Origin of the sequence: Sphingomonas suaedae (genome assembly GCF_007833215.1) — a bacterium.
Taxonomy (GTDB): Bacteria; Pseudomonadota; Alphaproteobacteria; order Sphingomonadales; family Sphingomonadaceae; genus Sphingomonas; species Sphingomonas suaedae.
In genome coordinates this window covers 1568898-1584423 of sequence record NZ_CP042239.1, presented here as the reverse complement: position 1 = coordinate 1584423, position 15526 = coordinate 1568898, and the positions used below count along the sequence as shown (strand labels likewise).

Sequence of the window (15526 nt, the reverse complement as noted above, 5' to 3'; positions counted from 1 at the left end):
GCCATGCTGTACGAGATCGCCGAATGGCTGGGCTTTCCGGGGGTGCTCAACCTCTTCCGCTATTTGTCGTTCCGCACCGGCGCGTCGGTTGCGACCGCGCTGCTGATCGGCCTGATCATCGGGCCGCGGTTCATCGGCTGGCTGCGCGTGCGGCAGGGCAAGGGGCAGCCGATCCGCAGCGACGGGCCGCAGAGCCACCTCGCCAAGCGCGGCACGCCGACCATGGGCGGGCTGATGATCCTGACCAGCCTGTCGCTGGCGATCCTGCTGTGGATGGACCTCAGCAACCCCTATATCTGGGCGTGCGTGTTCGTGACGCTCGGCTTTGGCATGATCGGCTTCCTCGACGATTACGACAAGGTGCGAAAGGCGAGTACGGCGGGCGTTTCCGGGCGGATACGGCTGCTGGGCGAGTTCGTGATCGCGGGCGTAGCCGCATGGGTCATCACGCTGCAGAACGGGACCGTGCTGTACGTGCCGTTCTTCAGCCAGTTCAGCGTCGACCTTGGCTATTTCTACATCGTCTTTGCCGCATTCACGATCGTGGCGTTCGGCAATGCGGTCAACCTGACCGACGGGCTGGATGGCCTTGCGACCATGCCGGTCATCATCGCGAGCAGCGCGTTCCTGTTGATCGCCTATCTCGTCGGCAACAAGATCTATGCGACCTATCTGGGCATTCCGCATGTGCCGGGGGCGGGCGACCTCGCCATCTTCTGCGGCGCGATCATCGGCGCGGGCCTCGCCTTCCTGTGGTTCAATGCGCCGCCCGCGGCGGTGTTCATGGGCGATACCGGGTCGCTGGCGCTCGGCGGGGCACTGGGCGCGATCGCGGTGACGACGCATCATGAGCTGGTACTGGGCATCATCGGCGGCCTGTTCGTGGTCGAGGCGATGAGCGTCATCATCCAGGTATTCTGGTACAAGCGCACCGGGCGCCGCGTGTTCAAGATGGCGCCGATCCACCATCATTTCGAGCAGCTTGGCTGGAGCGAGCCGACGGTCGTGATCCGGTTCTGGATCATCGCCTTCGTGCTGGCGCTGGCGGGGCTGGCGACGCTGAAGCTGCGGTGATCGCCTCGCGCGCCTGGCGCGGGAAACGCTTTGCGGTACTCGGGCTGGCGCGGTCGGGGGCGGCGAGCGTGCGCGCGCTGCTGGCGGGCGGGGCGCGAGTGACGGCTTGGGACGGTAAGGAAGAGGCGCGGCTTGCGCTTGGCGATACTGCCCCTCTCCCAACCCTCTCCCCTGAAGGGGAGAGGGCTATTGCGTTGGCCGACCCGTTGACCATCGACCTGACCGGGTTTGCCGGGATTGTGGTGTCGCCCGGGGTGCCGCTGAATTCCCATCCCATCGCCGCGAAGGCGCGCGAGGCGGGCGTCCCGATCATCGGCGATATCGAGCTGTTCGCACAGGCGCGTTCCGAGCTTCCGGCGCACAAGGTCGTCGGGATCACCGGGACAAACGGCAAGTCGACCACCACCGCGCTGATCCACCATATCCTCGAGACCGCAGGTGTCCCGGCGCGGCTGGGGGGGAATATCGGGCTTCCCATTCTTGGGCAGGAGCCGTTGCCCGCAGGGGGCGTCTATGTGCTCGAGCTGTCGAGCTACCAGATCGACCTGACCCACAACCTCGATTGCGAGGTCGCGGTGCTGCTCAACATCACGCCGGACCATCTCGACCGCTATGACGGCTTCGAGGGCTATGCGGCGTCGAAGGCGCGGTTGTTTGCGATGCAGTCCAAGGGCCATGCCGCGATTATCGGGATCGGGGATGAGGCGTCGCAGGCGGTGGCCAAGCAGGTGGCGCGGTCGGGGCGGGCCGAGGACCTGACCAAGATCGCGCCGGGCTTCTGCATGGATCAGTCGCGCTGGCCGGCATTGCAGGGGCCGCACAATGCCAAGAACGCGCTCGCCGCGATCGCCGCGTGCGAGGCGCTGGGTGTGGATCAGGCCAACATCGACCGGGGCCTTGAGAGCTTTCCCGGCCTGCCGCACCGGATGGAGCGGGTCGCGACGCGCAATGGCGTGACCTTTGTCAACGACAGCAAGGCGACCAACGCGGAGTCTACCGCACCCGCGCTGGCGGCTTATGATCGCATTCACTGGATCGTCGGGGGCAAGGCGAAGACCACCGACCTCGATCCGTGCCGTCCGGGTTTCCCCCATATTGTCCGCGCCTATACGATCGGCGAGGCGGGGGCGATGTTCGCCGATCTGCTGGAAGGGGAAATGCCGGTGACGCGCAGCGGGACGCTGGATGCCGCCGTGCGCGCGGCTGCTGCCAATGCCGCGCCGGGCGAGACAGTGTTGCTGTCGCCCGCCTGCGCCTCGTTCGACCAGTTTCGCGACTATGAGGATCGTGGCGACCAGTTCCGTGCGGCTGTGGAGGCGTTGTCGTGAGTGAGGTTGGGGCATGAGCGACGTGATCCGCGCGACGACCAAGCGCAAGCCGCTGCGCGAGCGGTTCGAGGACCAGCTGAGCCGGGGGAGCAAGACGCCGCTCGGCCTGTGGTTCTGGGAGATCGACCGGATCCTGCTGCTGCTCGCGCTGTTGCTGATCGGCATCGGGCTGGTGGCGGTGGCGGCGGCGTCGCCCGCTTCGGCGGAGCGCTATTCGGACGCGACCAAGCAGTTCGCGTCGATGCATTATTTCTGGCGGCAGGCGGTGTGGATCGGTTTGTCCGTCCCGGTGTTGCTGCTCGTTTCGATGCTGCCGATCAGCCTCGCCCGGCGCGGCGCGATCCTGGGCACGGGCATCTGCATCCTGCTGGTCGGGGTCGCCGCCTTTTTCGGGACCGAGATCAACGGTGCGCGGCGCTGGATCGGCTTTGGCCTGATCGGATTCCAGCCTTCGGAATTCCTGAAACCCTTTTACATCGTCACCACCGCCTGGCTGTTGTCGATGCGCGCCAAGGACCCCGACCTGCCCGTGATCCCGCTGACCGGGGTGATGACCTTCGTCATCGCGGTGCTGCTGATGAAACAGCCCGATTTCGGGCAGACCATGGTGTTCGGCGCGGTGTGGGTCATCCTGCTGATGCTGTCGGGCATCTCGACCCGCGCGATCGGCGTGCTGGGCGGCGCGGCGGTGGCGGGGGTGGTCGCGGCCTATCTGTTCTACGACACGGCGCGCACCCGCATCGACAGCTTCCTGTTCCCCGATCCCGAAAAGGCGGCGGCGGAGCATTATCAGACCGACATGGCGCATGCGGTGCTGACGGCGGGCGGGCCGACCGGCACCGGGCCGGGGGGCGGGACGGTCAAGTTCAAGCTGCCCGAGGCGCATACCGATTACATCTTCTCGGTCGTGGGCGAGGAATTCGGCCTGATCGCGTGCATCGCGATCGCGCTGATCTATCTCGCCATCGTCGTGCGCGTGCTGGTCAAGCTGCTCGACGAGGAGGATGTGTTCCGTTTGCTCGCCGCAGCGGGGCTGGCGGCCCAATTCGGGATTCAGGCGGTGATCAACATGGCGGTAAATACCGGCCTTGCCCCCTCCAAGGGGATGACCTTGCCCTTCATTTCCTATGGCGGATCGTCGATGGTGGCGCTGTCGATCGGAATGGGACTGCTGCTCGCTTTCACGCGGCGGAACCCGTATCTGAAGCGCTCGCACTATACGGTTCGGGGTAGAAACGCATGACATCGGGACGGCACTACGTCCTGGCAGCCGGGGGGACCGGCGGCCATATGGTACCGGCAGCGGCGCTGGCCGCCGAGCTGATGCGGCGCGGGCATAGCGTCGCGCTGATCTCCGACGAGCGCGGGGTGCGCTTCCCCGACCTGTTCGACGGGATCGAGACGCATGTTGTGCCCGCATCGCGCTTTTCGGGCGGGCCGCTGGGCTGGCTGCGCGCGCTGCGGACGATGGCCAAGGGGCGCAAGCAGGCGCGCAAACTGTATCGCCAGTTCCGCCCGGCGGCGGTGGTGGCGTTCGGCGGCTATGCATCGATGCCCGCGCTGTCGGCAGCGTTTGCGATGAAGGTCCCGACCGTCATCCATGAGCAGAATGCGGTGCTGGGGCGGGTCAACCGGCTGGTCGCCGGCAAGGTGGATGCGATCGCCACCAGCTATGAACAGGTCGCACGGTTGAAGCCAGGCCATGAGGCCAAGGTCCATCTGACCGGCAATCCGGTGCGCGAGGCGGTGCTGGAGCTGCGGCTGCGCCCCTATCCGCCGCTGGAGGAGGAGGGGATTTTCCGTGTGCTGGTGACCGGGGGGAGCCAGGGCGCGTCGGTGCTGTCGCAGGTCGTGCCCGACGGCCTGGCGCTGCTGCCCGTGCATTTCCGGCGCCGGTTGCAGGTGACGCATCAGGCGCGGGTCGAGGATATCGACGAGGTGCGCCGCAAATATGCCGAGCATGGCATCCCGGCGGAGATCGCGACCTATCTGCCCGATTTGCCCGAGCGGCTGGCGTGGGCGCATATCGTGATCGCGCGCGCGGGCGCGTCGACGATTGCCGAGCTGACCGCCGCAGGGCGCCCGGCGATCCTGGTGCCGCTGCCCAGCGCCACCGACGATCACCAGACCGCCAATGCGCGCGAGATCAGCGCGGCCGGTGGCGCGCGGACGATCCCGCAGCGCGCCTTCACGGCGCAGGAATTGGCCAAGCAGATCCAGAAACTGGGCCTCGATCCCGAGGGGCTGGCGCACGCCGCCGCCTGCGCGCGCAGCGTCGGGCGGCCCGATGCGGTGCGCGACCTCGCCGATCTGGTCGAATCGATCGACGCCGACTGGGCGTCGGCAGGAATGGGACGCGCCGAACCGGTGAAAATCGCGCAGGGCGGGGAGGCGTTTGCGTGAAGGGTGTCGCCAAGGATATCGGCACGATCCATTTCGTCGGCATTGGCGGGATCGGTATGTCGGGCATTGCCGAGGTGATGCACAATCTGGGCTACAGGGTGCAGGGCAGCGACGTTGCGGAAGGCTATGTCGTCGAGGGGCTGCGCGCGCGGGGGATCCCGATCACGATCGGGCAGAGCGCGGACAATCTGGGGGATGCGGCGGTGGTGGTCACGTCAACCGCGATCAAGCGCGACAATCCCGAGGTGCAGGGCGCCTATGCCCGGCGTATCCCGGTGGTGCGGCGTGCGGAGATGCTGGCCGAGTTGATGCGATTGAAGTCCACCGTCGCGGTGGCGGGGACGCATGGCAAGACCACCACGACCAGCATGATCGCGGCGCTGCTGGATGCGGGCGGGATCGACCCGACCGTGATCAACGGCGGCATCATCAACCAGTACGGCTCCAATGCGCGGCTGGGCGACAGCGAGTGGATGGTGGTCGAGGCCGATGAGAGCGACGGCAGCTTCCTGCGGCTCGACGGCACCATTGCCGTGGTCACCAATATCGATCCCGAGCATCTCGACCACTATGGCTCGTTCGAGCGGGCCAAGGATGCCTATGTCGAGTTCGTCGAGAATGTGCCTTTCTATGGCGCGGCGTTGCTGTGTCTCGACCATCCCGAGGTGCAGGCGATCATTCCGCGCGTGCGCGACCGGCGGATCGTGACCTATGGCTTTGCGGCTTCGGCGGATGTGCGTGGGGTCAATGTGACGCCGCACGCCGGCGGCAACCGGTTCGAGGCGATCATCCGCAGCCGCGACGGCACGACGCGCTCGATCGAGGGGATCGACCTGCCGATGCCGGGGCGCCACAATGTCCAGAACGCGCTCGCCGCGATCGGCGTGGCGCTGGAAATGGGAATCGACGATGCGACGATCCAGAACGGGTTCGCCCGGTTCGAAGGGGTCAAGCGGCGCTTTACGAAGGTCGGCGAGATCGGCTTTGCGGGCGCAGCGCCTGCGGTGGTGGTCGACGATTATGGGCACCATCCGGTCGAGATCCGCGCGGTGCTGGCCGCGGCGCGCGAGAGTGCGCAGGGGCGGGTGATCGCGGTGGTGCAGCCGCATCGCTATTCCCGGCTGGGCAATCTGATGGATGACTTCGCACAGGGCTTCAACGACGCGGACATGGTGCTGGTGACGCCGGTCTATGCCGCGGGCGAAGCGCCGGTGGATGGCGTGAGTGGAGAGGCGCTGGTCGAGCGGACGCTCGAGCGCGGGCATCGCTCTGTCGAGAGCGTTGCCGATGCAGACGCGCTGGCGGCGCGGATTGCCGAGATTGCGCAGCCGGGAGACCTGATCGTGTGCCTCGGCGCGGGCGACATCACAAAGTGGGCCGCTGGTCTGGCGCAAGCGGTTGATGCGAAGCGGAGCGTGGCGGCATGAGCGACTGGTTCACCCTGGCGACCGATATGCAGCGCGAGATCCTGCGGGCGCAAAAGGCGCAGATGGATGCGGCGCAGACGATGCTCGACGCGGGCAAGGAAGTCGCGAAGCTGCAGGAGGCGGGGGCGAAGGCCGCTGAGGCGAACCTGTCCTATTGGAAGCAATGGGCGAAATTGTGGGGGATGAAGTGAGGCTTTTCGCGTTCACTGTTCTCCTGCGAAAGCAGGAGGCCAGGGTTTCGAAGGGCGTCGCGCATGGCCCTGGGCTCCTGCTTTCGCAGGAGAATAGGGAGGCGGTCACGTGGTGACTGCGACACTCCCCAAGGTGCGGGGGAAGTTGACCCCCGACGCGCCGCTGGCCCCGCTGGTCTGGTTCAAGAGCGGCGGGACGGCGGAATGGTTGTTCGAGCCGGCGGATGTCGAGGATCTGGCCGATTTTCTGCGCGATCTGGACCCGGCGGTGCCGGTGATGGCGCTGGGGCTGGGGTCGAACCTGATCGTGCGCGACGGCGGGGTGCCGGGCCTGGTGGTGCGGCTGGGCAAGGCGTTTGCGAAGGTGCAGGCCGAGGGGTTGACGCTGACCTGTGGCGGCGGGGCGAGCGGGATATTGGTGTCGTCCACTGCGCGCGATGCTGGAATTGCGGGTGTCGAGTTTCTGCGGTCGATCCCCGGCACGGTCGGCGGCTTCGTGCGCATGAATGGCGGCGCCTATGGGCGCGAGACCATGGACGTTCTGGTCGACTGCGAGGTCGTGCTGCGGTCGGGCGAGCGCGTGACGCTGCCGGTCGATGCGCTCGGCTATACCTATCGTCACTCCGAATTGCCCGAGGGCGCGATCGTGGTGAGCGCGACGTTTCGTGGCGAGGCGGGTGAGCCTGCGGTCATCCAGGCCGAGATGGATCGCATCGCCGCCGCGCGCGAGGCGTCGCAGCCGTTGCGATCGAAGACCGGCGGATCGACCTTCAAGAACCCAGAGGGCGACAAGGCGTGGCGGCTGGTCGATGCGGCGGGCTGTCGCGGGCTGATGCGCGGCGGGGCGCAGGTGAGCGAGAAGCATACCAACTTCCTGATCAACACTGGTGACGCGACCAGCGCCGACATCGAAGGGCTGGGCGACGAGGTGCGCGCGCGGGTGAAGGCGGCGAGCGGGGTTGAGCTGGAGTGGGAGATACAAAGGGTGGGCTTGTTCGAATCTCCCTCTCTCCGCTTGCGGGGAGAGGGTCGGGGAGAGGGGCATGACTGATTCGACTCCCCCTCTCCCGGCCTCGCTACGCTCGGCCACCAGTTCGGGGTCAACATCGCCCCGCGATGTTGAGATTGTGCCGGGGGCACAATCGACCCCGAACTCCCCTGAAGGAGAGAGGGTAAAGTTGCACGTCGCAGTCCTGATGGGTGGCTGGTCGGCCGAGCGGCCGGTTTCGCTGATGTCGGGTGCGGGAATTGCCGAGGCGCTGGAGTCGCTGGGCCATACCGTCACGCGGATCGACATGGATCGTGATGTTGCGGCGAAGCTGGCGGCGGCGAAGCCCGATGTCGTGTTCAACGCGCTGCACGGCACGCCGGGCGAGGACGGGACGGTGCAGGGGATGCTCGACCTGATGGGGCTGCGCTATACGCACTCCGGCATGGTCACGTCGGTGATCGCGATCGACAAGGTGCTGACCAAGCAGGCGCTGGTGCCGCATGGCATTCCGATGCCGGGCGGACAGATCGTCTCGACCGCGTCGCTGTACGAAGCCGATCCGATGCCGCGGCCCTATGTGCTGAAGCCCGTCAATGAGGGGTCGTCGGTCGGCGTGGCGATCGTCACGGCTGAGGGCAATTACGGCAACCCGATCTCGCCCGAGGCCAAGGGGCCGTGGCAGGAGTTCGACGAACTGCTCGCCGAGCCGTTCATCCGCGGGCGCGAGCTGACGACGGCAGTTCTCGGGGACAAAGCACTGCTCGTTACCGAACTGAAGCCCAAGAGCGGGTTCTACGACTTCGACGCCAAATATACCGATGGCATGACCGACCATATCTGTCCGGCGGAGATTCCGGACGAGATTGCCGAGGCGTGCAAGCGGATCGCGCTCGATTCGCATCGCCTGCTCGGCTGCAAGGGCGCGTCGCGATCGGATTTCCGCTGGGATGACGAGCGCGGCCTGAGCGGGCTGTATCTGCTGGAGGTGAATACCCAGCCGGGGATGACGCCGCTGAGCCTGGTGCCCGAACAGGCCAAGGCCATGGGGATGAGCTATCCGCAGCTGGTCCAGGCGATCGTCGATGAAGCATTTCGCGAGGAGGAGGGATGAGCCGCAAGCCTGCCCGTCGTCCAACCGTCAAGCCCAAGCGCCGCGCCCAGGCGAAGCGCAAGCAGCCGCATCTGCTCGACCGGATGGTCGCGGCGCTGCCGGTGAGCGAGGCGACGCTGCACCGGATCATCGCATGGGGCATCACCGGCATTGCGGTCGCGTCGCTGATCGGCGTCGCGACACTGTTCGGCGTGCCCGGCGTGGTCGGCACCGCGCTGGCCGAGGGCATCGGCCGGGCGGGCTTTCGCGTCCAGCAGGTCGAGGTGACCGGGATCAAGCGCGCCGACAAGATGACGGTGTATAACTACGCCCTTGGCCAGAAATCGCGGGCGATGCCGCTGGTCGATCTGGAGGAGGTGCGCGGCAAGCTGATGACGATCGGCTGGGTCGCGGATGCGCGCGTCTCGCGCCGCCTGCCCGATACGCTGGTGGTCGATATCGTCGAGCGCAAACCGGCGGCGGTGTGGCAACATCAGGGGCAGCTGATGCTGATCGACGGCGAAGGCGTGCTGCTGGAGCCGGTTTCGGTCGATGCGATGCCCGATCTGCCGCTGGTGATCGGCGACGGCGCCTATGCGCAGCAGCCCGCCTATCAGCGGCTGTTGTCCGCCGCGCCGGCGCTCAAGCCGCTGGTCAAGGCGGCGACCTGGATCGGCAACCGCCGCTGGGACCTGTCCTTCAACACCGGCGAGCGGCTGGCGCTGCCGGAAGGGGAAGAGGCGGCGGCGAAGGCGCTCGTCAAGTTTGCGGAGATGGACGGGAGCGATCGTTTGCTGGGGCGTGGCTATCTGCGCTTCGATCTGCGCGATCCGACGCGGCTGGTGGTGCGGATGCCGGGACAAGTGATCCGCAAAGAGATTGAATCGGCAGCACAAACTGCCAGTGTGACCGAATAGGGGACATGAGATGGCCAAGAACGGACCCGAGGGGCTGATTACCGCGCTCGACATCGGATCGTCCAAAGTGTCGGCACTGATCGCGCAAAAGGGCGATGGCGGCGAATTGGTGGTGCTCGGCACCGGCCAGCGCGAGAGCCGCGGCGTCCAGCGCGGCTATATCGCCGACATGCACGCGACCGAGGTCGCGGTGCGCGAGGCGGTGGAGCAGGCCGAACGGATTGCCGGCACCAATATCGAGGATGTGTGGGTCAGCTTCTCCGCAGGCGGGCTGGTGTCGGACATCGTCCGACTCGAGGTCGATCTGGGCGGGCATCGCGTCGATCAGTCGGATATCGACGATCTGCTGCGCGCCGGACGCGACGCGATCAATCCGGGCGGGCGGATGGTGCTGCACGCGCAGCCCACGCGCTACACGCTGGACGGCCTGGCGGGCGTGAAGCAGCCCCGCGGGCTCCATGCCGAGCGGCTGGGGGTCGATATCCATGTCGTGTCGACCGAGGGTGCGCCGGTCCGCAACCTCGATTTGTGCGTCCGTTCGGCGCATCTGGAGGTCAAGTCGATCATCGCCGCGCCGGTCGCGACCGGACTTGCCTGCCTGTCCGAAGAGGAACGCGAACTGGGCGTCGCTTTGGTCGAGATTGGCGCGGGCGTGACCAATGTGTCGGTGTACAAGGACGGCGTGCTGACCGGACTTTCGTCGATCCCGGCGGGATCGGCGGACATCACCGACGATATCGCCAGCGCATTCGGCACGCGGCGCGGCCAGGCCGAGCGGATGAAATGCTTTTACGGCAGCGCCAACATGACGCCGCGCGACAATCACGATATGATCGATGTCGCCCCGGCCAATCCCGAGGATGAGAGCGAGGGCGCGCGCATCACCCGCGCGCAGCTGATCGCGGTGATCCGCCTGAGGCTCGACCGACTGATGGCCGATATCGGCAAGGAACTGGCGCGGCTCAATTTCGAGGATCCGGTGGGGCGCCAGATCGTGCTGACCGGCGGCGGGGCGGAACTGAAGGGCATTGCGGATTACGCACAACAGGCGTTGGGCCGATCGGTGCGGGTGGGGCGCCCACGCGGCCTGACCGCGTTGCCCGATGCCCATGCGGGTCCTGCATTTGCGACGCTGGCGGGGCTTGCGACCTTCGCCGCTGCCGATCCGGTCGATCTGCGCACGCTGGAGCCGTCGCGCGGCCAATTGGTGGTGCGGAGCAACCCGAAGGCGATGTTGCAGCGGATGATGGCCGCGTTTCGGGCGAATTATTGAGATTTCGTGTCAGTGGTGGCGGATATCGCTGGAACCGTTACACCGCATGGTGCAGAAACATGTGACAAACGGGTGTCGCTCAAGGGGCGCGCCGCCCGAGGAGACTGAACGAAGATGAGCATCGATTTCCTTCCGCAGGATCTGGACGAACTGACGCCGCGGATCACCGTGATCGGCGTTGGCGGCGCGGGCGGCAACGCGATCGCGAACATGATCCGCGCCGAGGTGCAGGGCGTCGAGTTCCTGGTCGCCAACACCGACGCGCAGGCGCTCAAGCAATCGAGCGCGGGCCACCGCATCCAGCTGGGCGCCAAGATCACGCAAGGGCTGGGCGCGGGCAGCCGCCCCGAAATCGGCCGCGCGGCGGCGGAAGAGACGATCGAACATGTGCAGGAAGCGCTGCAGGGCGCGCACATGGTGTTCATCGCGGCCGGCATGGGCGGCGGCACCGGCACCGGTGCGGCCCCGGTGATCGCCAAGGCGGCGCGCGACATGGGCATCCTGACCGTCGGCGTGGTGACCAAGCCGTTCGCGTTCGAAGGCAAGAAGCGCGCCCAGTCCGCCGAAGCGGGCATCGAGGAGCTGCAAAAGTTCGTCGACACGCTGATCGTCATCCCCAACCAGAATCTGTTCCTGGTCGCCAACGCCAATACGACGTTCAAGGAAGCGTTCGAGATGGCGGACGAGGTGCTGCAGCAGGGCGTGCGCGGCATCACCGACCTGATGGTCATGCCGGGCCTGATCAACCTCGACTTTGCCGATGTCCGCGCGGTGATGAGCGAGATGGGCAAGGCGATGATGGGTACCGGCGAGGCGTCGGGGGACAGCCGCGCGATCGAGGCGGCGCAGCAGGCGATCGCCAATCCGCTGCTCGACGGCGTGTCGCTGGACGGCGCCAAGGGCGTGATCGTCTCGATCACCGGCGGCGAGGATATGCGCCTGCTCGAAGTCGACGAAGCCGCGAACCATATCCGCGAGCTGGTCGACGACAATGCCAACATCATCTGGGGATCGGCGTTCAACCCCGATCTGGAAGGCAAGATCCGCGTGTCGGTCGTCGCCACCGGGATCGAAGCCGATCCGGCGGCGAAGCCAGCAGCGCCTGCCGCCAGCGCGGACAGCAGCCGCAGCTTTTCCTTCGGCACGGTTCGTCGTCCGATGGCGCCCGCCACCACGCCCGAAACGCCCGTCGCCGAGCCTGCGCCGGAACCGGCCGCGCAGGCGCCCGCCGAACCCGGCTTCGCCGCCGAAACGCCCGCCGCGCCCGACGAAGACGAGTTGACGCTGGAAGCGCCGGATGCGCTCCCAGAGGCTCCGGCCCCAGCCGATGACGAGCTGGTGTTGGGGTCGGACGCGGTGGTTCCCGCCGCGCCGACCGAACCGGCGGCCGAGGCGCCCGCACCCGAACCGACCATCCGTCGCCGCTGGCTGACCGGCGGTGACGACGAGCCCGAAGCCGCCCCGGCGCCTGCTGCCGAGCAGCCCAAGCCCAAGAGCGGCGGGACGTTGTTCGAGCGCATGGCGGCCGCGCGCAACGGCTCCAAGGACGATGACGACAAGGATCCGCTGGACATTCCGCGCTTCCTCAACCGCCAGAACAACCAGTAAGGCGACAGGCCCCGCATGATCCCGTGCGGGGCCGCCAGCATCCCGTCGCGCGCCCGGCTCGCCCCGCCGCTGGCATCAGGGATCGACAGGGAGCATTCAGCCGTTTTTTCGTGTAGCTGCGGCAGAGCATGACCCGTCAACTCATCCTCCGTGCCTTCGCTCTCGCCGGCTCCGCCGTTCCCCTGTCCCTGTCGATCGCCGCGCCCGCGTCCGCGCAGGAAGTGGTCGCGCCGCCGACGCCCAACGCCGATCGGCTGGCCGCGCAGATGCGCATTCTCGCGACCGATCCGCGCAATGTGGAGGCGCTGCTGACTGCGGGCGAAGCAAGCGCACGGCTCAACGATCCGTCGGCTGCTGCCGGCTTTTTCGCCCGCGCCCAGGCGCTCGCCCCGGGCAATCCCCGCGTTCAGGCGGGGCAGGCGATGGTGATGGTGCGGATGGAAAAGCCCGGTGAGGCGCTGCGCCTGTTCGCGGCGGCCGAGCGGGCGGGCGTGGCGATGCGCCCCTATGCTTCGGATCGCGGCCTCGCCTATGACCTGATCGGCGCGCAGGGCCATGCCCAGCGCGAGCACCGGCTGGCGATGCAGGACGATCCTGACGACGATACGATCCGCCGCTTTGCGCTGTCGCTTGGGATCAGCGGGCGGACCGACGAGGCGATGGCCGTGCTCGATCCGCTGCTCCGTCGCAGCGATCGCGGCGCGTGGCGCGCGCGCGCCTTCATCCTGGCGATGAACAATGATGCGGCGGGCGCGGACAAGATCGCGGCGAGCATGATGGGCGGATTCGGTAGTGCGCTGTCGCCCTTTTTCCGCCGATTGCCGACCCTGTCGCCCGCAGACAAGGCGTTCGCGGTGCATTTCGGCGAGTTGCGCCGCACCCCCGCGCGGATCGCCGACGCGCAGTCAGCGCCGCCGCTGCCCCCGCTGGCGCAGGAGCCGCCGGTACGGGTGGCGAGTGCGGACACCGCGCGCCCCGCCGAACCGGCGCGGCCCCGCCGCCGGAGCGAGGTGCGATCGGCACGCGAGGCGAGCGAGCGCGCCCGGGATCGGCAGGAGGCCGAGCGGCTTGCCCGCCAACAGGCCGAAGAGGCGGAAGCACGCCGCCTTGCGGAGGCGCGTGCGGCCGAGCAACGCGAGGCGGAGCGGCAAGCCGAACTCCAGCGCCAGGCGGAGGCGCAGCGATTGGCCGATGCGCGCGCGGCACAGGAGCGGGCCGAGGCTGAGCGGATCGCGCGGGAGGCCGAACAGCAGCGGCTGGCGCGAGCAGCGGCGGCCAGGCCAGCGACGCCGCCACCCGCTACCCGGCCCGATCCCGAGCCGTCCCAACCGGCACCGGTCGTCGTTGCCCGCGCGCCCGATCCGGCGCCGCGGCCGGGCTTTGCGCCCGATGGTGCGATGGTCCTTCCCGCCGAGACGGGGGGAAGGCCGCCGCGCATCGGTGCCGAGGACAATGTGATCGCGCGCATCGTTGCAGGCATCACCATTCCCGCGTCGGAACTGGGTGTCGAACCGATGCCGGGGCGCGAGGAGGCGCCTGTGGTTGCCGAGGCTGCGGCGCCCCCGCCGCCGGTGGTTTCACCTCCTCCTGAAGCGGAGGCGAAGCCGGAACCCGTCGCGAAGACGCCGGAGCCCAAGGCAAAGCCTGCGCCGAAGCCCCAGCCCAAAGCAAAGCCCAAGCCCGATCCGGCGAAGACCGACCCCGCGCGCCATTGGGTGCAGGTCGCGGGCGGGGCGAACGTCAAGGCGTTGCCGCGTGAGTGGAAGAGGCTGGCTGCCGAGGCCCCCGCCGAGTTTCGCGGCAAACAGGCGTGGACGACGCCGTTGCGCTTCACCAACCGGCTGCTCGCCGGGCCGTTCAAGAGCGAGGGCGCCGCGCAGGACTTCGTCAATGCGATCGCGAAAAAGGGCCTCTCGGCCTTTGCCTGGACCAGCGAGGCGGGACAGAAGATCGAGAAGCTCGACGTCAAATGATCTATGCGGCGGCGATGCCGATTCGCCCGAAATCCGCCGCGTGACCGCCCTCGCACCCTATGCCAGCGATCCGTCGCGCAGCCGCGGCCGCCAGCATGACGAGGGGCGCGGCACCACGCGCGGCCCGCGCGACGCGTTCCAGCGCGACCGCGACCGCATCGTCCATTCGATCAGCTTTCGCCGCCTGCGCCATAAGACGCAGGTGTTCATGGCCCCCGATGGCGATCATTTCCGCGTCCGGCTGACCCACAGCCTGGAGGTGGCGCAGATCGGGCGGACGGTGGCGCGCACGCTGGCACTCAACGAGGACCTGACCGAGGCATTGTGCCTGGCGCATGATATCGGCCACCCGCCCTTCGGCCATGCCGGGGAGCGGGCGCTGGAAGAGGCGCTGAGCGGGCAGGGCGGGTTCGACCATAATGGCAACACGCTGCGTGCGCTGATGGTCGTGGATTGCCCCTATCCCGGCTGGGACGGGCTGAACCTGAGCTGGGAGACGCTGGAGGGGCTGGCCAAGCATAACGGCCCGGTGACCGCTCCCGGCTGGGCGCTGGCGGCGGCGGATGCCGCATTTCCGCTCGACCTGACGCAGCATAGCTCGCTGGAGGCGCAGGTCGCGGCGATCGCCGACGACATCGCTTATGACAATCACGATATCGACGACGGGCTGCGCGCGGGGCTGCTGACGCTGGAACAGTTGCTGGAGGTGCCGCTGGTCGCGCGCGGATGGGATGCGGTGCGCGCGCGCTGGCCCGATGCGTCGCCCAAGCGACTGATGCGCGAACTGGTCCGCAACCAGATCGGGGTGATGGTCAACGACCTGATCGGCGAAACGCAGCGGCGGATTGCAGCGGCGGGGATCGAGACGGCGCAGGATGTGCGCGAGGCGGGGCAGGCGCTGTGCGGCTTTTCCGATGCGATGCGCGAGGAGGAGCGCGCGCTCAAGCGCTTCATGTACGCCAATCTCTATCACCATCCCCATCAGCTGGCGGCGGCGGAGACGGCGCAGGGCGTCGTCGCGGGCCTCTATGCAGCCTATGCCGCCGATCCGGCGCTCATGCCCGAGGCGTGGCGTGCGTCGCTGCCCGGCGAGGAGCCCTGGCGCAGCCGACACATCGCCGATTTCATCGCCGGGATGACCGACCGCTACGCCATCGCCCGCTATTGCGAGGCGGTGGGGCCGATCGATCTGCCCGAGGGGTTTTAGGAGCGAACATTCCTCCCCTGCCCCGCAGGGGAGGTGTCAGCGCA

At 67.8% G+C, this 15526-nt stretch carries 13 protein-coding genes; all 13 read left to right on the top strand.

The window, feature by feature from the left end; genetic code table 11:
- Positions 1-3: 3 nt before the first annotated feature.
- Positions 4-1074, top strand: coding sequence for a phospho-N-acetylmuramoyl-pentapeptide-transferase (gene mraY, locus FPZ54_RS07565; RefSeq protein WP_145846158.1), 1071 nt, complete (start codon positions 4-6; stop codon positions 1072-1074).
- A complete protein-coding gene (gene murD, locus FPZ54_RS07560; protein WP_145846157.1) occupies positions 1071-2402 on the top strand; it encodes a UDP-N-acetylmuramoyl-L-alanine--D-glutamate ligase in 1332 nt (443 codons plus the stop codon). The genes mraY and murD overlap by 4 nt, the downstream gene beginning before the upstream one ends.
- A 13-nt stretch (positions 2403-2415) precedes the next feature.
- Positions 2416-3645: an FtsW/RodA/SpoVE family cell cycle protein gene (locus FPZ54_RS07555; RefSeq protein WP_145846155.1), complete on the top strand. Its 1230-nt coding sequence runs from the start codon at positions 2416-2418 to the stop codon at positions 3643-3645.
- Positions 3642-4805 (top strand): undecaprenyldiphospho-muramoylpentapeptide beta-N-acetylglucosaminyltransferase, encoded by a 1164-nt coding sequence (gene murG / locus FPZ54_RS07550; RefSeq protein ID WP_145846154.1) that lies wholly within the window; start codon positions 3642-3644, stop codon positions 4803-4805. The genes FPZ54_RS07555 and murG overlap by 4 nt, the downstream gene beginning before the upstream one ends.
- Positions 4802-6232, top strand: a complete 1431-nt coding sequence (murC, locus tag FPZ54_RS07545) for a UDP-N-acetylmuramate--L-alanine ligase (protein WP_145846152.1) — start codon at positions 4802-4804, stop codon at positions 6230-6232. Before murG ends, murC begins: the two co-directional genes overlap by 4 nt.
- Complete coding sequence (locus FPZ54_RS07540) at positions 6229-6423, top strand: hypothetical protein (protein ID WP_145846150.1); 195 nt, start codon at positions 6229-6231, stop codon at positions 6421-6423. The genes murC and FPZ54_RS07540 overlap by 4 nt, the downstream gene beginning before the upstream one ends.
- A 109-nt stretch (positions 6424-6532) precedes the next feature.
- On the top strand, positions 6533-7474 hold the full coding sequence (gene murB, locus FPZ54_RS07535; RefSeq protein ID WP_145846148.1) for a UDP-N-acetylmuramate dehydrogenase: 942 nt from the start codon (positions 6533-6535) through the stop codon (positions 7472-7474).
- 145 nt (positions 7475-7619) lie between these two features.
- Entirely contained in the window at positions 7620-8525 is a 906-nt protein-coding gene (locus tag FPZ54_RS07530) for a D-alanine--D-alanine ligase (protein WP_239019807.1), read from the top strand.
- Positions 8522-9421 (top strand): cell division protein FtsQ/DivIB, encoded by a 900-nt coding sequence (locus FPZ54_RS07525; RefSeq protein WP_145846145.1) that lies wholly within the window; start codon positions 8522-8524, stop codon positions 9419-9421. Before FPZ54_RS07530 ends, FPZ54_RS07525 begins: the two co-directional genes overlap by 4 nt.
- A 10-nt stretch (positions 9422-9431) precedes the next feature.
- Entirely contained in the window at positions 9432-10694 is a 1263-nt protein-coding gene (gene ftsA / locus FPZ54_RS07520; protein WP_145846144.1) for a cell division protein FtsA, read from the top strand.
- 114 nt (positions 10695-10808) lie between these two features.
- Positions 10809-12302 (top strand): cell division protein FtsZ, encoded by a 1494-nt coding sequence (gene ftsZ, locus FPZ54_RS07515; protein ID WP_145846142.1) that lies wholly within the window; start codon positions 10809-10811, stop codon positions 12300-12302.
- A 128-nt stretch (positions 12303-12430) separates the two neighbouring features.
- Positions 12431-14275, top strand: coding sequence for an SPOR domain-containing protein (locus FPZ54_RS20325; RefSeq protein ID WP_145846141.1), 1845 nt, complete (start codon positions 12431-12433; stop codon positions 14273-14275).
- A 40-nt stretch (positions 14276-14315) separates the two neighbouring features.
- Positions 14316-15482, top strand: coding sequence for a deoxyguanosinetriphosphate triphosphohydrolase (locus FPZ54_RS07505; RefSeq protein ID WP_145846140.1), 1167 nt, complete (start codon positions 14316-14318; stop codon positions 15480-15482).
- Positions 15483-15526 lie beyond the last annotated feature (44 nt).